The sequence below is a fragment of the Ensifer sp. YR511 genome, assembly GCF_900103045.1.
Lineage (GTDB): Bacteria > Pseudomonadota > Alphaproteobacteria > Rhizobiales > Rhizobiaceae > Ensifer > Ensifer adhaerens.
Window position 1 is genome coordinate 14,683 of the sequence record NZ_FNGR01000027.1, and the last position, 16,729, is coordinate 31,411.

17 protein-coding genes are annotated in these 16,729 nt (G+C 61.3%); 9 read left to right on the forward strand and 8 right to left on the reverse strand.

Annotated elements, in window-relative coordinates; translation table 11 throughout:
* Nucleotides 1-100: 100 nt before the first annotated feature.
* From BLU15_RS29725 to BLU15_RS29745, 5 genes are all read right to left on the reverse strand, one after another.
* Entirely contained in the window at nt 101-913 is an 813-nt protein-coding gene (locus BLU15_RS29725) for a sterol desaturase family protein (protein ID WP_244546849.1), read from the reverse strand.
* A gap of 82 nt (nt 914-995) precedes the next feature.
* The gene (locus tag BLU15_RS29730) at nt 996-1,793 is read right to left on the reverse strand and encodes a 3-methyl-2-oxobutanoate hydroxymethyltransferase (protein ID WP_090300409.1); all 798 of its coding nucleotides are present in this window, start codon (nt 1,791-1,793) and stop codon (nt 996-998) included.
* 48 nt (nt 1,794-1,841) lie between these two features.
* Entirely contained in the window at nt 1,842-3,068 is a 1,227-nt protein-coding gene (locus BLU15_RS29735) for an NAD(P)/FAD-dependent oxidoreductase (protein ID WP_090300411.1), read from the reverse strand.
* Nucleotides 3,069-3,117: 49 nt separating this feature from the next.
* Nucleotides 3,118-3,435 carry a MocE family 2Fe-2S type ferredoxin gene (locus BLU15_RS29740; RefSeq protein ID WP_034800605.1) on the reverse strand — a complete coding sequence of 106 codons (318 nt, stop codon included), beginning with the start codon at nt 3,433-3,435 and terminating at the stop codon, nt 3,118-3,120.
* A 33-nt stretch (nt 3,436-3,468) separates the two neighbouring features.
* On the reverse strand, nt 3,469-4,551 hold the full coding sequence (locus BLU15_RS29745) for a fatty acid desaturase family protein (RefSeq protein WP_090300413.1): 1,083 nt from the start codon (nt 4,549-4,551) through the stop codon (nt 3,469-3,471).
* 170 nt (nt 4,552-4,721) lie between these two features.
* Between BLU15_RS29745 and BLU15_RS29750 the strand changes: the two genes are divergently transcribed.
* The 6 genes from BLU15_RS29750 (at nt 4,722) to BLU15_RS40675 (ending at nt 11,000) form a co-directional block, all read left to right on the forward strand.
* Nucleotides 4,722-5,753, forward strand: coding sequence for a LacI family DNA-binding transcriptional regulator (locus BLU15_RS29750; protein WP_090300415.1), 1,032 nt, complete (start codon nt 4,722-4,724; stop codon nt 5,751-5,753).
* Between the two features lie 175 nt (nt 5,754-5,928).
* The gene (locus BLU15_RS29755) at nt 5,929-6,741 is read left to right on the forward strand and encodes a TIM barrel protein (protein ID WP_090300416.1); all 813 of its coding nucleotides are present in this window, start codon (nt 5,929-5,931) and stop codon (nt 6,739-6,741) included.
* A gap of 229 nt (nt 6,742-6,970) precedes the next feature.
* Nucleotides 6,971-7,900 carry a sugar ABC transporter substrate-binding protein gene (locus BLU15_RS29760; RefSeq protein WP_060521028.1) on the forward strand — a complete coding sequence of 310 codons (930 nt, stop codon included), beginning with the start codon at nt 6,971-6,973 and terminating at the stop codon, nt 7,898-7,900.
* Between the two features lie 165 nt (nt 7,901-8,065).
* Complete coding sequence (locus BLU15_RS29765) at nt 8,066-9,607, forward strand: sugar ABC transporter ATP-binding protein (protein ID WP_090300418.1); 1,542 nt, start codon at nt 8,066-8,068, stop codon at nt 9,605-9,607.
* Nucleotides 9,608-9,638: 31 nt separating this feature from the next.
* Nucleotides 9,639-10,664, forward strand: a complete 1,026-nt coding sequence (locus tag BLU15_RS29770) for an ABC transporter permease (RefSeq protein ID WP_034800589.1) — start codon at nt 9,639-9,641, stop codon at nt 10,662-10,664.
* Nucleotides 10,665-10,877: 213 nt separating this feature from the next.
* On the forward strand, nt 10,878-11,000 hold the full coding sequence (locus tag BLU15_RS40675) for a hypothetical protein (RefSeq protein ID WP_255381084.1): 123 nt from the start codon (nt 10,878-10,880) through the stop codon (nt 10,998-11,000).
* 118 nt (nt 11,001-11,118) lie between these two features.
* On the opposite strand, the gene BLU15_RS29775 is transcribed toward BLU15_RS40675, so the two are convergent.
* Together BLU15_RS29775 and BLU15_RS29780 are read right to left on the reverse strand one after the other, a co-directional pair.
* Nucleotides 11,119-12,498 carry a sensor histidine kinase gene (locus BLU15_RS29775; protein WP_060610334.1) on the reverse strand — a complete coding sequence of 460 codons (1,380 nt, stop codon included), beginning with the start codon at nt 12,496-12,498 and terminating at the stop codon, nt 11,119-11,121.
* Complete coding sequence (locus BLU15_RS29780; RefSeq protein WP_043616209.1) at nt 12,495-13,172, reverse strand: response regulator transcription factor; 678 nt, start codon at nt 13,170-13,172, stop codon at nt 12,495-12,497. Before BLU15_RS29780 ends, BLU15_RS29775 begins: the two co-directional genes overlap by 4 nt.
* A gap of 77 nt (nt 13,173-13,249) precedes the next feature.
* Between BLU15_RS29780 and BLU15_RS29785 the strand changes: the two genes are divergently transcribed.
* Entirely contained in the window at nt 13,250-14,317 is a 1,068-nt protein-coding gene (locus BLU15_RS29785) for an ABC transporter substrate-binding protein (RefSeq protein ID WP_060610331.1), read from the forward strand.
* 60 nt (nt 14,318-14,377) lie between these two features.
* Here the strand turns inward: BLU15_RS29785 and BLU15_RS29790 are convergent, their stop codons facing one another.
* Nucleotides 14,378-14,827, reverse strand: coding sequence for a DUF1801 domain-containing protein (locus BLU15_RS29790; RefSeq protein WP_034800579.1), 450 nt, complete (start codon nt 14,825-14,827; stop codon nt 14,378-14,380).
* 460 nt (nt 14,828-15,287) lie between these two features.
* Here BLU15_RS29790 and BLU15_RS29795 point away from each other — a divergent pair, with 460 nt between their 5' ends.
* Complete coding sequence (locus BLU15_RS29795; RefSeq protein ID WP_034800577.1) at nt 15,288-16,232, forward strand: Bug family tripartite tricarboxylate transporter substrate binding protein; 945 nt, start codon at nt 15,288-15,290, stop codon at nt 16,230-16,232.
* Nucleotides 16,229-16,720, forward strand: coding sequence for a tripartite tricarboxylate transporter TctB family protein (locus tag BLU15_RS29800; protein ID WP_034800575.1), 492 nt, complete (start codon nt 16,229-16,231; stop codon nt 16,718-16,720). Before BLU15_RS29795 ends, BLU15_RS29800 begins: the two co-directional genes overlap by 4 nt.
* Nucleotides 16,721-16,729 lie beyond the last annotated feature (9 nt).

Here is a 16,729-nt window from a genome sequence, read left to right on the forward strand (position 1 = left end):
CGACAGCCGTTAGGCCCACGGTCCAAGCGGGGGGTACCAGCGGATCTCTGGCGGAATGGCTGCTCCGTCATCTACAGCATGTTCGGAAATCTGCCTAGAATTAGTCGACAACAGGCCGTTCGACGACGTTCCGTTCCTCGAGTGATTGTCGCAATTTGAGCGCAGGCGCCTCGCCTTCAAAAGCCTCTACCCGCCGATCATAATTCGGCGCGACTGTCCCCATCACGCGGTCCCAGAACGAGAAATAGTTCGCGTAGTTGTATTTGAATTCGGCGTGGTGCTGGTCGTGATAGGTCGTGCAAAGCATCGGCCAGGGATAGCGCGCGGTGCGCGAGGCGAAATATTCAAAGCCCGCGTGCCCAAAGGTGCCGTTGATCTGGTCTAAAAGCCTATGCGCGAGAAGAATGATCGGCGGGAATGGCACGAGAAGCGTGATGACGGCGTAGTAGCCCTGGCACATGGCCGTATCCACCAGACCGATCGAATCGTTGCTCCAGGCCGTCGGCGCGACACTGCGGTGATGCAGGAGATGATACTTATAGAAGAGCTTGGTGTGCAGCAGCCGATGAGCGAAATAGAACCAGGCGTCGAAGAGCACCATGCAGAGCACGAAGAGCGGAACGGCCGTCCACCAGCTGAAGTCCCAGGGCGAGAACAGCGCCCATCCCTTGTACTGGACGAAAAGGCCGATCGCGACCGACGTGCAGGTGACGAGGATCGAGGCCATACTCTGGCGGATCTCGATGGCCTTGCGCTTCTCGCCGCGTCGCCCCTTCTGGATGCGACGTTCCGGGTTACGGTCGTTGAGCCAGGTGGTGCCGTAGCCGAGGATGAAGTACAGCGCCACCGTCGCCGCATAAATCGCTGCCAGCAAGCCGACAAAGGTGAGACTGTCCTGAAGAAGGGCGCTCAAATCGTGATCCGTCGCGGAAAGAAAAGTTGAATTGGCGCGTGGACTATACCAAGCACCCTCTTCCGCGCAAGCCATCCAGGCTCTAACCCCGCTCGAGTTCGGCCAAAAATGTGCGCAATTCCGCGCCGTCGATACCGACGAGGTGCCCCTCCTGCGGATACCTGCCCGAGCGCACATCCTCGGCAAACTCCGAGAATGCGGCGATACGTTCGCGCTGAAGCCGGTCGTATTCGGCGGCAAAGTTGCGATAGGTCTTGGCGTGGCGCGGCACGTGGCCGCGATTGCTGCCGAGCACGTCGGCGGCAAACAGATATTGGGCGTCGCAGCCTGACCCCGCCCCCATCGAGAGCATCAGCATCGAGCTTCTGGCACTGATCGGTGCTGCAACTTCGCCCGGGACGACCTCGATTTCTGCCGCGAAGGCGCCGGCTTCCTCAAGCGCCTTGACCTGTCGCCAGATCTCGAGCGCACTCGCCGCGGTCTTGCCGACGGCGCGAAAGCCGCCGGTCCAGGTGGCCTTGGAAGGGATGAGACCCACATGGCCGCAGACGGGAATGCCCTCCTCGCGCATCCGCCGGACGGTGGAAAGCCCTGACGCACAGTAGACCGCATCGCCGCCGGCCTTCAGCGCCTTGAAGGCCGCGCGCATATAGTCTTCCGCGGTGACGTAGTCGCCGTATTCGAGGCCCGGAAAGGCAAAACAGGTCGGCGCCACCTCTCGAAACTCGGGCCCTAAGAGCGCCGGCGGGACGGAAACGAGATCGATGCCGGCGGCCTCCGCCGCTTCGGCCTCATCAAGCGTTTCGACACGCAGCATGGTGAGCTGGCGCTTGCCCTTCATCGACAAAAGATCGGCAACGGTCGGACGGTGGCTTTTCATGAGAAGGCTCCGGAAATCATGGAAACAGGGCGAGATTTGCTTCTCGCGCTAGGCGGCGAGGAGTGCTTTAAGCTTGGTTTCGGGCGAGATGAGCGCCTGCGGATCCGGCCGCTTTCCGGCTGCAATCAGCATTTCTGCAAGCCGGATGTCGCGCGCGACCGCATTGCCCGGTCCGATGCCGGAGGCCGCAAGCAGCCGACCGGTATCGTCGAGGTGGAAAAGAATAAAAGCGTCGTCACCGAGTTCACGCCGCACGATCGTCGCAGCGCCGTCGGCAAGCCCTGCGATCTGCAGCGTCAGATCATACTGGTCGGACCAGAACCACGGCACAGTGGTGATCGCCTCGCCACCGCCGAGCAAATTGCCGGCAACGAGCGTTCCCTGATCCTGCGCATTGCGCCATGCCTCAAGGCGTATTCGGCGATCCCCATAGTGACAGAGCGGGAACGAGCAGCAATCGCCGGCGGCATAGATATCGGGATCGCTCGTTTGAAGCGTTGCGTCGACCGCAATGCCGTTCTCGATTGAAAGGCCGGCGACGGCTGCAAGGTCAGTGTTCGGGACCGCGCCAATGCCAACGACGACGAGATCGGCCTCAATTGTCTCACCGCCTGCGAGAACGACGCGCGCACGGCCTTCGTCCGCGTCGATACGTTCGATCTTCGCGTCGCATCGTATGTCGACGCCTTCTGCACGATGCCGCGCGGCAACGATTGCAGCGATCTCCTCCGGCACGCCGCGCGAAAGGATGCGCGGCAACCCTTCGATAAGCGATACGGCAGCGCCGAGTCGGCGCGCCGTAGCGGCGAGCTCCAGACCGATGAAGCCACCGCCGATGATCGCAAGCTTGCGACCGGGCGAAAGTTCGCGGCGGATCTCTTCAGAATCGGCATGGGTTCTAAGCGTGCGGATGCGGCGTGACGCCTCATCTAAACCGGCGATGGTTCGCGCCCGCGCACCGGTCGTCAACAACAGCCGGTCATAGGCGATGCTGCTTCCGTCTGCGAGCGTCACGCGCTTTTCGGCGCGATCGATGGCCATGACCGGGATATCCGTCAGCACTTCGATCCCTGCTGCCGCGTAGCGCTCGGCATCAGCGACATATTTCGGCGCGACCTCTGCCTTGAGCCCTTCCTTCGAAAGAGGCGGCCGCTCATAGGGAAGATGCGTTTCGGCGCCGATCAGTGTGATCTTACCGTCGTATTGCTTTTCCCTGAGGGCAAAGGCGGCCCTTGCGCCACATTCGCCGGCGCCCACGATGACGATGGAACCCATCTCAACCTCCCTGCCCGCCGCGACGAGCCCAATCCTATCGAGAGCGGCTTCAGCCGAGCGCGATGAACACGCTTCCGGCCTCGACCTTCACCGGATAGGTCTTCAGGTTGACGCAAACGGGAGCGCCCTTGGCCTGACCGGTCTTGTAGTTGAAGCGGCCGTTGTGCTTCGGACATTCGATGATGTCGTCCATCACGAGGCCATCGGCGAGATGAATATGCTCGTGGGTGCAGAGCCCGTCGGTGGCAAAATACTCGTCGTCCGGGCTGCGGTAGACCGCAAAGGTGCGTCCGCCGTGATCGAAACGGATAACATCTTCTTCGTCGATTTCGTCCGCTGCGCAGACTTCAACCCAGTTTCCGCTCATGATTTCCTCCCATTCCCTGGCATCGGTTGGTTATTAGGCTGCGTGCACGATCGCATCGCTGTGAAATTCTTCCCGGTAGGGCTTTGCCGTCGCCGGCAGCTCGCGCTTCAGGAAGTAATCTTCGTTCCGCAACTGTCGCAGAAAGGCCGGGATCATTTCTCGGTAGCCGTGCAGCATCGACGGGTTCGGCTCCGGCAGATCGTGCCTGATCATGGCGTGCAGCTTCGGCAGCGCGTGATAGGGCACCATCGGGAACATGTGGTGTTCCACATGGTAGTTCATGTTCCAATAGACGAAGCGGCTCACCGGATTCATGTAAACGGTGCGGCTGTTCAGCCGATGGTCGGTCACGTTGTCGGCCAAGCCGCCGTGCTGCAGCAGCCCGGTCAGCACGTGGTGCCAGGCACCGTAGAGCCTGGGCAGACCGATCAGCATCAGCGGCAGGATCGAGCCGAGATAGAAACTGGCGGCGATGGTGGCTGCATAGATCGCAAACCAGATGCGTGCGACCAGGATCGCCTTCGGCTGCTCCATTTTGGGGATGAAAGTCGCTTCCTCGGCGCTGATGATGCCGAACGTGTTGCGCACCATGTCGATCATCGCGTGCCAAACGTCGAGCATACCGAAGAAATTGAGGACGAGGCGCAGCAGATCCGGCGGCCGCATGACCGCGATTTCGGGATCCCGGCCGACGATCACCGTATCCGTGTGGTGGCGGGTGTGGCTCCAGCGCCAGGTGACCGGATTGCGCATGATCATGAAGCAGGCGATCTGGTAGACGACGTCGTTCATCCACATTGTCTTGAAGGCCGTGCCATGGCCGCATTCGTGCCAACGGCTGTCGGAGGCGGAACCATAGAGAACGCCATATGCAAGGAAGAACGGGACGGCCCACCAGGTGCCCCACAGGGTGATGCCCAGTGCACCGAACAGAACGAGAAAACCGAGCCAGATCGCGGTGTCGCGGATGGCCGGCCCATCCTCGCGCTTCATCAGTTCCTTCATCTGCTTGCGCGGAATGTCGGTGTGATACCACTCTGCGGCCGAGAGACCGTTGGCGACGGCTGCCTCAGCATCTCGGCCAAGCAGGCTGTAGTCTCGCTTCGTCAACATCATCGTCGTTTGCGCTCCCCTCCGCGGGCCGACCCGATCTGGCCGGCGACGTCTCATGTCGTGCAATGACGATAGGTTGACTTTTGCCAGGTCTCAATGCAGCAATGATATATTCTCTCAAATGATGTCATCATTCAAATTTCAGTCATGATGCAAACCTATCAGGAGACGCGATGAGCAACCGACCGACAATTGCCGACCTTGCGCGCACTGCGGGCGTCAGCGTCGCCACCGTCGACCGCGTACTCAACGGGCGCCATCCCGTGCGCGAGGAAACCGCGCGCCGGGTCTATGAGGCTGCTAAATCAATCGGCTATCACGCCGTGGGCTTGATCCGGCAGCGCGTCTTTGAGGACCTGCCGCAATACAGGCTTGGCTTTGTGCTGCAAAAGCCGGAGCAGGCTTTCTACCAAACAGTCGCGAAGGAAATCGAAAACGCGGCACTGTCGCTGTCGCATGCCCGCGTCTTTGCCCAGGTCGATTTTGTGGCAAATTCCACTCCATCGGCCATCACGGAGAAGCTTCGGGCCGCCGCATTGCGCAACCAGGCCATTGCGCTCGTCGCTCCCGACTACCCGGCAGTGACCACCGCAATCGAGGAACTCAAGGAACGCGGCATTCCGGTCTTCTCCCTGCTATCGGATTTTGCGGCTGGCGTCCGTGAAGGTTATGTCGGCCTCAACAATCACAAAGTCGGCCGCACGGCCGCGTGGATGATCACCAAGGCGGCCAAACGTCCTGGCAAGGTCGCAGCCTTCGTCGGCAGCCACCGCTTTCTCGGCCACGAGATTCGGGAGATTGGCTTTCGTTCCTATTTTCGCGAGCACGCACCTGATTTCGAAGTGCTGGATACGATGGTCAACCTCGACACCGCCGAGATCACCCATGAAGCGACACTCAATTTGCTGCAGCGCCACCCGGACCTGATCGGCTTTTATGTCTGCGGCGGCGGGATGGAAGGGGCGATCTCGGCGATCCGCGAGGAAAAGCTTGAGGGAAAACTGATCGCTGTCGTCAACGAGTTGACACCGGATTCCCGTGCGGCCCTTGGCGACGATGTCGTGACACTGGCGATATCGACCCCGACTCCCGCGCTCGCCCGGGAAACGATCAACCTGATGATCCAGGCGATCGACAAAGGCCCGACCGGGGCGCCGGGGCAAACTTTCCTTCCCTTCGACCTTTTTACGCCGGAGAATATCTAGCGGACCCTGATGGAATTCCATCATTAACGAAAGGCAATCTTGCAGGGATGCAAGACCTTTGCGCGTTGCGCGCTTTGACTGCGCTCCAACAGTTGGTGAATTGTCCGCAAGGCTATAAATGGAATGAACGTTCTATTTATAGCCTTTGACCCATCCCACTGGAGGAGACATTCCCGTGACCGCCCTGCCCTTCGCCCTCAATCACATGACGACGCCGAACCTGCCGCTTGGTGCCTTTTTCGAACTCGCCAGATCGCTCGGCATGACTTCTGTCGAAATCCGCAACGATCTCGCCGGTAACGCGATCCTCGACGGTACCCCGGCGAAGGATGTCGCCGTACTCGCCAGCCGTCACGGCATCACGATCATCTCGATCAATGCCCTTCAACGTTTCAACGAATGGAACGAGACCCGTCAGGCCGAAGCCGAAGAACTGATCGCCTATGCGCGCGACTGCGGCGCCAAGGCCCTTGTCCTCGTTCCCGTCAATGATGGCACGGGCCAGGCCGATGGCGAGCGGCAGGAAAACCTTCGCAAAGCTTTGGCGGCACTGAAACCGATGCTCGAAACGGCCAGAATCATCGGCCTCGTCGAACCGCTCGGCTTCCAGATCTGCTCGCTGCGCTCGAAGACGGAAGCTGTTGACGCAATCAAGGCAGTCGACGGCGAAAAGACCTTCCGACTGGTGCACGACACGTTCCACCACCACCTCGCCGGCGAACCTGCAATCTATCCTGAGATGACCGGCCTCATCCATATTTCCGGGGTCGCGGATGAACGTGTCGCGGTGGCGGATCTACGTGATTCGCACCGCGTTCTCGTCGATCGGAGCGACCTGCTCGACAATGTAGGACAGATTCGGCGCATGCGCGCGGCGGGTTATGGGGGGCCACTTTCCTTTGAGCCATTCGCCGCCGAAGTCCACGGATTGGCGGATCCCGCCGCCGCGGTGGGACAGAGCGTGGATTACATCCGAAGCCATATCTAAGCTCCCCCGGCGCGAGGCGGGCAAATCAACAGCGGGCGCCGCATCAGGCCTTGACGGCGCCCGTATAAAATGGAATACATATTCCGTAATCGCAATTTGCCGGTTCGTTTATTCCGTTTTATTCGAAAGCGCAGCGGGAGTGCCGCTTTTGAAATGAATGAGCGCAATCCGGCATTGCATCCCCGGCAGGAGAAGGTGTCGCCGGGCACCATTGTGGAGGAGAAAGACAATGAAGAAATTTGTGCTCAGCACAGCGCTGGCGATGATGATGTCGACGGCAGCCCATGCCGAGACCATCGGCGTGTCCATGGCCCTTTTCGACGACAACTTCCTGACGGTCTTGCGCAACGGCATGTCCGACTACGCCAAGACGCTCGATGGCGTCGAACTGCAGATCGAAGACGCGCAGAACGACGTCTCCAAGCAGCAGAGCCAGATCCAGAACTTCATCGCCGCCGGCGTGACCGCGATCATCGTCAACCCGGTTGATACCGATGCGACGGCTGCCATGTCGAAGATCGCTGCGGATGCCGGCATCCCGCTCGTCTACGTCAACCGCGAACCGGTCAATGTCGACACGCTGCCGGAAAAGCAGGCTTTCGTGGCATCGAACGAGCAGGAATCCGGCACGCTGCAGACGCAGGAAATCTGCAAGATGCTTGGCGGCAAGGGCAAGGCCGTCGTGATGATGGGCGAACTGTCCAACCAGGCCGCCCGCATGCGCACCAAGGACATCCACGACGTACTTGCCACCGACCAGTGCAAGGGCATTGAGATCGTCGAGGAGCAGACCGCCAACTGGTCGCGTACGCAGGGCTCGGACCTGTTGACGAACTGGCTTTCGGCCGGTCTTGAGTTTGACGCCGTCATCTCCAACAACGACGAAATGGCGATCGGCGCGATCCAGGCGCTGAAGGCCGCCGGTCGTTCGATGGACAGCGTCGTCATCGGCGGCATCGACGCAACGCAGGACGCTCTGGCAGCCATGGCCGCCGGCGATCTCGACGTCACGGTGTTCCAGAACGCCGCCGGCCAGGGCAAGGGCTCGGTCGACGCCGCACTGAAGCTCGCAAAGGGCGAGCCGGTGGACAAGAAGGTCTACATTCCCTTCGAGCTCGTCACCAAGGACAACCTCGACAAGTACCAGGCGAAGAACTGATCGCCACAGTCGGGAGCGCGGGCAAACCCGCGCTCCCCCTTTAAAATGCAAGTCCGTCCGCAAATGCCTGCGTCCAATGGATGCCGCATGCGGTAAGATGGGCTGGTCACCCGCCAGCGACGAGGACTTTCCGCGACAGCCGGAAACGACGGGGAGGCAAGGAACATGACGCTCAGTCCGACAACGATGGCAGCCGTGCGCGCCAGCGGCGCGGTACCCAAAGCCGAATATCTTCTTTCTGCGGAAGGGATCCGCAAGGAATTCCCTGGCGTCGTCGCGCTCGACGATGTCGAGTTCAAGCTGAAGCGCGGCACGGTACATGCGCTGATGGGCGAAAACGGCGCCGGCAAATCGACGCTGATGAAGATCCTCGCCGGCATCTACACGCCCGACAAAGGTGACGTGAAGCTTAAAGGTGCCGAAATCCGGCTGAAATCGCCGCTCGACGCCCTCGAAAACGGCATCGCCATGATCCATCAGGAGCTGAACCTGATGCCGTTCATGACGGTCGCGGAAAACATCTGGATCCGCCGGGAACCGAAGAACCGCTTTGGCTTCGTCGATCACGGCGAGATGAAGCGCATCACCGCGCGTCTGTTCGACCGCCTGAAAATCAAGATCGATCCTGAAATCGAAGTGCGTCACCTGTCAGTGGCCAACCGCCAAATGGTCGAGATCGCCAAGGCGGTCTCCTACGAATCCGACGTGTTGATCATGGACGAGCCGACGTCTGCGCTGACCGAGCGCGAGGTCGCCCACCTCTTCGAAATCATTCGGGACCTGCGCGAACAGGGCATCGGCATCGTCTACATCACCCACAAGATGAACGAGCTATTCGAGATCGCCGACGAGTTCTCGGTGTTTCGCGACGGCAAGTTCATCGGCACGCACGCGTCGAGCGACGTTACCCGCGACGACATCATCCGCATGATGGTTGGTCGCGAGATCACCCAGATGTTTCCGAAGGAGGAAGTGCCGATCGGCGACGTTGTCCTGTCGGTCAAGAACCTCGCGCTTGACGGCGTCTTCCGCGACGTCTCCTTCGACGTCCGCGCCGGCGAAATCCTCGGCATTGCCGGCCTCGTCGGCTCCGGGCGCTCGAACGTCGCCGAAACCCTCTTCGGCGTCACGCCTGCAAGCTCCGGCGCGATTTCGATCGACGGCAAGACCCTTTCGATCGACAGCCCGAACAAGGCGATCAGGAACCGCATGGCGTTTCTCACCGAAGATCGCAAGGACACTGGCTGTCTCCTGATCCTCGACATTCTCGAAAACATGCAGATCGCCGTGCTTCAGGACCGCTTCGTCAAGGGCGGCTTCGTCACCGAAAAACAGGTCACGGCGGCCTGCGAAGAAATGAGCCGCAAGCTACGTGTCAAGACGCCGAACCTGCAGGAGCGCATCGAGAACCTATCGGGCGGCAATCAGCAGAAGGTGCTGATCGGCCGCTGGCTGCTCACCAATCCGCGCATCCTCATCCTCGACGAGCCGACACGCGGCATCGATGTCGGCGCCAAGGCGGAAATTCACCGTCTCGTCACCGAACTCGCGCGCAACGGCGTCGCCGTCATCATGATCTCTTCGGAGATGCCCGAGGTGCTCGGTATGAGCGACCGCATCATGGTCATGCACGAGGGCCGCGTCACCGGCTTCCTCGACAGGGCCGAAGCAACCCAGATCAAGGTCATGGAGCTCGCCGCGAGCTGAGCGGGAAACGACCCCAAAGGGAGGACTGAAAATGGATACCAATGTCGCCGCACAGGGCGCGAGCGCACCGCTCTCAGGGACAAGGCGCCGCTTGCCGCCTGAATTCAACATCTTCCTGGTCTTGATCGGCATCGCGCTGGTCTATGAGATCCTCGGCTGGATTTTCGTCGGCCAGAGCTTCCTCATGAACCCGCAGCGCCTGACGATCATGATCCTGCAGGTGTCCGTGATCGGCATCATCGCCGTCGGCGTGACCCAGGTCATCATCACCGGCGGCATCGACCTGTCCTCTGGCTCCGTCGTCGGCATGACGGCGATGATCTCGGCAAGCGTCGCCCAGGCCTCCACCTGGCCGCGCGCGCTCTATCCATCCTTGACCGACATGCCGGCAATCGTTCCGATCGGGCTTGGCATCGGCATCGGGCTACTTGCCGGCTTTATCAACGGTCAGCTGATCGCCCGCACCAAAATCCCGCCCTTCATCGCCACACTCGGCATGATGGTTTCGGCACGCGGCATTTCCAAGTGGTACACCAAGGGCCAGCCGGTCTCGGGCCTCACCGATCAGTTCAACTTCATCGGAACCGGCATCTGGCCCGTCATCGTCTTCCTGGTCGTCGCGCTCATCTTCCACATCGCGCTGCGCTACACCCGCTACGGCAAGTTCACCTATGCGATCGGCGCCAATGTGCAGGCAGCCCGTGTCTCCGGCATCAATGTCGAGGCGCACCTGATCAAGGTCTATGCCATCGCCGGCATGCTGGCCGGGCTGGCTGGTGTCGTCACCGCCGCCCGTGCCCAGACCGCACAGGCCGGCATGGGCGTTATGTACGAACTGGACGCGATCGCCGCGACCGTTATCGGCGGAACCTCGCTAACGGGTGGCGTCGGCCGGGTCACCGGCACGGTCATCGGCACCATCATTCTTGGCGTCATGACCTCAGGCTTCACCTTCCTTCGGGTCGACGCCTACTACCAGGAAATCGTCAAGGGCCTGATCATCGTCGCGGCTGTCGTCATCGACGTCTATCGACAGAAGAACCGCAAGAAGGCCTGAGTCCTGAAAGCAATACTCTCCTCCCAGTGAAGCCAACTGGCCGGGATGACGAAAGTCATCCCGGCATTTTATTTTGTTCAGAAGGCTATATCGCCAGTCTCAAGCCGTTTTCCACATATGCTTGGCGCGCAGGGCTGCCCCGGCGCACGCGCTCTGGCAAGATCCTTGGCGATGCACTATAAGACAGGCGTTCAAAACTATTGGAGACTTCCCATGTTGTCGCAGCGCAAGCTTGCGAGCCAGTTTCAGCCGCGTTTCGTTCTTCAGCTTTGGAACGCGATGCTGCGGGTACAGACCCGCGAGACAGCTTCCTTCTTCGGCCACCGCGGCCGCTAAGCAAGACCCCAAAAAACCTGAATTGCCCCAGCCCTGTGAACGTGTCGGCTGACCGCTCGCAGATGGCTTTCGCTTAACCGGCCCGCATTTGGCGGCGCCGGGTTGAGCCTATTCGTGCTTAGCCCGCTGGAAAGCGGATGGTCACCTTGAGGCCGCGGCCGTCAGCCCCCTCGCTGAGGCTGGTCGTCGCGCCGTAAAGCTCGGCAATTTCTTCGACGATCGGCAGCCCGAGCCCGGAGCCCGGAGCATCACTGCCGCCGCGCTCGAAACGCCTGAGCACCGTCTCGTGCAATTCCGGCCGAATGCCGGGTCCGTTATCCTCCACCTCCAGCGACACCGAAACCTCCCGCGCAAAGACACGGCTCGTCACTTCCGCACCGCGGCCGGCATAAAGCAGCGCGTTGCCGATCAGGTTCTTGAGGAGTTCACCGATGAGCAACGGCTCGGCGCGGATGAAAGCCTCACCCTCACCGTCAAAGCCGAGATCGATATCCGCGTCGCCGGCCGCCGGCACATGCTCTGCCGTTATCTCCCGCACCAGTTCGACCAAATCGATGCGCTCGAGCGAACCGGTTTCGTCCTTGCCGGCAGCGTCGATCTTCGCCATCAGCAGCAACTGCCCCAGAATGCGCTCGGCATTGGCGACCGCCTCGTCGGCCTTTTTCACAGCACTTCTCGTCTCCTCGATCGAGCCGGCGCGTTGCGCCAGGGCGAGTTGCGTGCGGATGATGGCGAGCGGCGTGCGCAGCTGGTGGCTGGCATTGCCGGTGAAATTGCGAAGCGCATCGAGCGCCGACTGCAAGCGCCCCATGAAGGAATTGACCGTATCGACGAGACCCTGGACTTCGTTCGGAACCCGCTCGCCGATCGGATGCAAATCGTCCGGACTGCGCTCCGAGATCGCGTCACCCAGCCTGTAGAGCGGGCGCAAGGAAAAGGTAACGGCGATCCAGACGATCACCGCCGCACCGGCAATCATCATGCCGAGGCGGAGCGCCGAGCGCACCAAGATCGTCTGCGCCAGATGTCGGCGCGCGATTGTCGTTTCGGCAACCGTGACCACGAAGGGCACGGAATTGATGCCGGTTGACGCGGAGCGGCGAAGGGCGGCAATGCGGATCGGTTCGCCGCGGAAGATCGAATCCGCAAATGTGGTCGATGCGCCGGGCTCCTCCGCCAGCGACGGCAGCGTCTGGTAGCCGGTGATGAACTGGCCGGGCGGGCCGTCGACCCGGTAGAACACCCGGTCCTGCGCGGCCGACGTCAGCATTTCCAGCGCGACATAGGGGATGTCGACTTCGAGCGACCCGTCTTCCGCCACGACCACGCGCTCGGCGATTGCCAGCGCCGAGCCGGCAAGCACCCGATCGGAAACGACGTTGGCGGTCGTCACGGCCTCGCGGTAGGTATCCATCAGTGCAATGACCCCGATCACCACCGTCGAGATCAACAGCCAGCCAAGCAGGCGCCGGCGGAGGGAATAGACCGTCGTCCTCATTCCGGCCCGGCCGCTTTGTCGAGATAGTAGCCGATGCCGCGGGCGGTGCGCACGGTCAGCCCATGCGGTGCGAGCCTCTTGCGCAGCCTGCTGACATATTGCTCGATCGCGTTGGGGCTCAAGTCGTCGTCGAACCCTGTCAGCGACTGCATGATCGCATCCTTGGCGACCACCTTGCCGGCACGCATGAACAGAAGCTCGAGAAGTCCGAGCTCGCGCGCCGGGATCTCGATCGGCGCGCCGCCGGACGAGAAGCTGCGGGTGTTGAGATCGAGTGACACATTGCCGTAACTGACGGTCGAGGCCCTGAGGCCCGCCTGACGGCGCAAGAGCACGCGCACGCGCGCTTCGAGCTCGCCGACGTCGAAAGGTTTGATCATGTAGTCGTCGGCGCCGAGGTCGAGCCCCTTGATCCGCTCTTCGGGCGCGCCCCTTGCCGTCAGGATCAAGACCGCGGCGCGGTTCTGGCGAGCACGCATCGCCCTCAGCACATCGAGGCCATCCATTTCCGGCAGATTGAGATCGAGAATGACAAGATCGAACGTTTCGGTGGCGGCCACCGCATGCGCCGACGCACCGTCACTGACGACGTCAACGGCATAGCCACTGCCGCGCAAGATCGCCGACAGGCCCTCGGCCAGGTCCTGGTTGTCCTCAACAAGCAAGATACGCAATTATCATCACTCCCCCGACCACCTTATCCGCCGACGCCTTGCTTGTGAACGGTGCGACACTGAGGCATTGTGGATTCATGCGGTTCTTGATTTCTTTTCTTTTTTTTGCTCTTTGTCCCCAGCTGCTCCTTGCGGCCCCCATCATATTCCCAGCTCTTTCCGGCAAAGCGGACGTGCGCACGCTGGTCGTCTATTCATCGCTCGACGAGCCGCTCGCAAAGCCGATGATCATCGGTTTCCAGCGGGCCAATCCGGATGTTGCCGTGCGCTATGAGGACATGCTGACCGGAGAAATCTACGACCGCATCATCAAGGAGACCGACGCCGGAATGAAGACGGCGGACTTCGCCTTTTCTTCCGCCATGGACCTGCAAGTCAAGCTCAGCAACGACGGTTACGCCCAGCGCAGCGACCTGCCGATGAGCGACCGCTGGCCCGCCTGGGCCAACTGGCGCAACACGGCTTATGCGCTGACCTTCGAGCCTGCCGTCTTCGTCTATCACAAGCCGAGCTTCACCAAGGAGAAACCGCCGTCGACGCGCGCGGAATTCGTCGATTACCTGAAGCGCCAGGGCGCGGCCGTCTTCGGCAGGATCGGAACCTATGACATCGAGCGGTCCGGCGTCGGCTTCCTCTTCATGTCGCGCGACCAGGAACAGTTCGGCGATATCTGGGATGTCATCCAGGCGATGGGGGCGGCCGGCGTCAAACTCTACTCGACGAGCGAAGCAATCCTCGAGCGTGTCGCCGACGGCCGCTTCGTGCTCGGCTACAACATCCTCGGATCCTATGCGGCGGACTGGGCGGCACGGCATCCGGATGTCGGCATCGTTCTGCCGAAGGATTATACCGTGGTGATGTCGCGCATCGGCCTCGTCCCGCAAGCTGCCGCCTCCCCCGACCTCGGCCGGCGCTACCTTGAATTCTTCATGTCGAAGGAAGGCCAGACGATTATGGCCCGGGAGTTGCAAATCCCGGCCGTCAGCCCAGAGGTCGCGGGTGAAAATACCGCCAACACCATGCAGGAGATGCTTGGCGGCCAGTTGCGCCCCGTCCCGGTAAGCCCGGGACTGATGGTCTATCTCGATCAGGTAAAGCGCTCACGGCTGATTGCCAAATGGAACGAGGTTCTGAGGCTCCATTGAAGACGACGGACCGGAAGCGCGGCGCTCCCGGTCCGATCGCAAATCCCGCCAGCTTCAGGCTTAAGCCTTGTTCCGCGTACGCCCGGACCGTAGGGCCTGCGCGGAAAGGTTCAGTTCGACGGCAGCAAGCACCAACGCCTTCAACGCCTCCTCGTCGATCGCCTCGCCCTCGTGGATATCGATGGCGCGCCGGACATTGCCGTCAAGGCTGGAATTGAAAAGACCTGCCGGATCGTCGAGTGCTGCCCCCTTGGCGAAAGTCATTTTCACAACCGCTTTATAGGTCTCGCCGGTACAGATGATGCCGGCATGCTCCCAGACCGGGACGCCTCGCCATTTCCATTCCTCGACGACGTCAGGATCCGCTTCCTTGATCAGCTTGCGTATCTTCGCAAGCGTCGCACCGCGCCAGTCGCCAAGTTCCGCGATCCTCGCGTCAATCTGCCCGGAGGCAGAAGCGGCGGCTTCTGCCGCATCGTCGTTTTTCGCCTTGGTCGTCGCTTTTGCCATCGTATTTACTCTCCCATCATCCTTGCCGGAGCTCGCCTTCAGGCGGGGCCGGTGCAAACCGTCTTCGCCTTTGTCGGCGTTGCTCCTCATACCTAGGCTCGGGCCGGCTGGCGGCAATATCCGAGCAACGATTCGTGGTACCGTCGCGAAATCCGGTCGGGACCTGGCTCAATTTGAACGCCGGGAACCGGCAACATCGCCTGTCAGCGCATGCGAGAACCTAAAATTCCGTAAACGATGAGGCAGGATTTTCGCATTCGGGGCTTGATGTCAGCTAAATGTCAGCTTTCTATGGTGCCTTAAGGTCACTGGCACCCGTGGAGGCGGGCCGCCGGTTGCGTACTGGGAGGAAGCCACCAATCCGGTCAAGCGATAAGGGTCGAAAGAGCCCGTCGCCGTCTTCCCTTTCGCACACAGCAACAACGTGCGCGGTGAAAACGCGCCTCACGGAGGACTGACCTTGAAACATATTTTCCTCGCAACGATTCTCGCCGGTGCGATGTCGCTCCCGGCTGTTGCCGCTGATTACACGATCATTGCACCTGCAAACCCGGGCGGCGGCTGGGACCAGACGGCGCGTTCGCTGCAGACGGTCATGCAGCAGGAAGGCATCTCCGGCAACGTTCAGGTTCAGAACGTGCCGGGCGCCGGCGGCACCATCGGTCTCGCCCAGTTCGCAAGCCAGCAGAAGGGCAACCCGAACGCCCTGATCGTCGGCGGCTACGTCATGGTCGGTGCAATCCTCACAAACAAGTCCCCGGTCACTCTTAAGGACGTCACGCCGATCGCGCGTCTCACCGGCGAATACGAAGCGGTCGTCGTTCCGGCCTCGTCCGACATCAAGACCATGGGCGACCTCGTCGAAGCCCTGAAGAAGGATCCGGGCGCCGTGTCCTGGGCTGGCGGCTCGGCCGGCGGTACCGACCACATCGCCGTTGGCCTGATCGCCAAGGCGGCCGGCGTCGATCCGACCAAAATCAACTACATCGCCTATTCCGGCGGCGGTGAAGCGCTTGCTGCTATCCTCGGCAGCCAGGTTACCGCAGGTATCTCGGGCTACGGCGAGTTCGAATCGCAGGTCAAGGCCGGCACGCTCCGCCTGCTCGCCGTCTCCAGCGCCGAGCGCATTGCCGGCGTCGATGCTCCAACGCTGAAAGAATCGGGCGTTGACGTCGTCGTCGAGAACTGGCGCATGGTCGCAGCCGCTCCTGGCCTCTCGGACGAGCAGAAGGCCGCCGTTTCGGCCGATATCGAGAAGCTCGCGAAGTCCGCTGGCTGGCAGGAAGTCCTGAAGACCAAGGGCTGGCAGGACAGCTATCTCGCCGGCGATGCGTTCAAAGCCCAGCTCGACAAGGACGTTGCGGCGACCGAGGGCGTTCTCAAGGACATTGGACTGGTGAAATGATCAAGGGGCATCACCCTTCAACTGCAACGCGTCGCCCGGATCGGGCGGCGCTTTTCATCGCGGTGGTTCTCGCCGCTATCGCTGGACTCATTTTCTGGGATGTGTCGCGCCTGACGGGCGCTGCCGGCTACTCCCAGGTCGGGCCGACGACGGTCCCCTATGCGATCGCCTGCTGTCTTTTCGGCCTTGCGATCTGGACCGCGATCGAAGCGTTTCGCGGCGATTTTCCAGAGCGTGAGCACCAGGAAGTCGCTCCGGTTATCTGGATCGTCGGTGGTCTTGCCGCCCAGATGCTGCTGTTGAACATTGCAGGCTTCTCGATCGCCACCGGCATTCTGTTCGCGTTGACCGCACGCGGTTTCGGCAAGCGCAAGCTTTGGTTCTCGCTCCCCGTCGGCATTGCGATCTGCTTTGTCGTGTGGGTGATCTTCGCCAAGCTGCTGCTCCTGTCGCTGCCCGCGGGGCCGCTTGAACGCCTGTTCTTCTAAGAGGGCCGA

Bases quoted from the DNA above. Each gene is read 5' to 3' on its own strand.
- BLU15_RS29730 (WP_090300409.1), bottom strand. From the start codon at position 1,793: ATGAAAAGCCACCGTCCGACCGTTGCCGATCTTTTGTCGATGAAGGGC.
- BLU15_RS29735 (WP_090300411.1), bottom strand. From the start codon at position 3,068: ATGGGTTCCATCGTCATCGTGGGCGCCGGCGAATGTGGCGCAAGGGCC.
- BLU15_RS29740 (WP_034800605.1), bottom strand. From the start codon at position 3,435: ATGAGCGGAAACTGGGTTGAAGTCTGCGCAGCGGACGAAATCGACGAA.
- BLU15_RS29745 (WP_090300413.1), bottom strand. From the start codon at position 4,551: ATGATGTTGACGAAGCGAGACTACAGCCTGCTTGGCCGAGATGCTGAG.
- BLU15_RS29750 (WP_090300415.1), top strand. From the start codon at position 4,722: ATGAGCAACCGACCGACAATTGCCGACCTTGCGCGCACTGCGGGCGTC.
- BLU15_RS29760 (WP_060521028.1), top strand. From the start codon at position 6,971: ATGAAGAAATTTGTGCTCAGCACAGCGCTGGCGATGATGATGTCGACG.
- BLU15_RS29765 (WP_090300418.1), top strand. From the start codon at position 8,066: ATGACGCTCAGTCCGACAACGATGGCAGCCGTGCGCGCCAGCGGCGCG.
- BLU15_RS29770 (WP_034800589.1), top strand. From the start codon at position 9,639: ATGGATACCAATGTCGCCGCACAGGGCGCGAGCGCACCGCTCTCAGGG.
- BLU15_RS40675 (WP_255381084.1), top strand. From the start codon at position 10,878: ATGTTGTCGCAGCGCAAGCTTGCGAGCCAGTTTCAGCCGCGTTTCGTT.
- BLU15_RS29775 (WP_060610334.1), bottom strand. From the start codon at position 12,498: ATGAGGACGACGGTCTATTCCCTCCGCCGGCGCCTGCTTGGCTGGCTG.
- BLU15_RS29785 (WP_060610331.1), top strand. From the start codon at position 13,250: ATGCGGTTCTTGATTTCTTTTCTTTTTTTTGCTCTTTGTCCCCAGCTG.
- BLU15_RS29790 (WP_034800579.1), bottom strand. From the start codon at position 14,827: ATGGCAAAAGCGACGACCAAGGCGAAAAACGACGATGCGGCAGAAGCC.
- BLU15_RS29800 (WP_034800575.1), top strand. From the start codon at position 16,229: ATGATCAAGGGGCATCACCCTTCAACTGCAACGCGTCGCCCGGATCGG.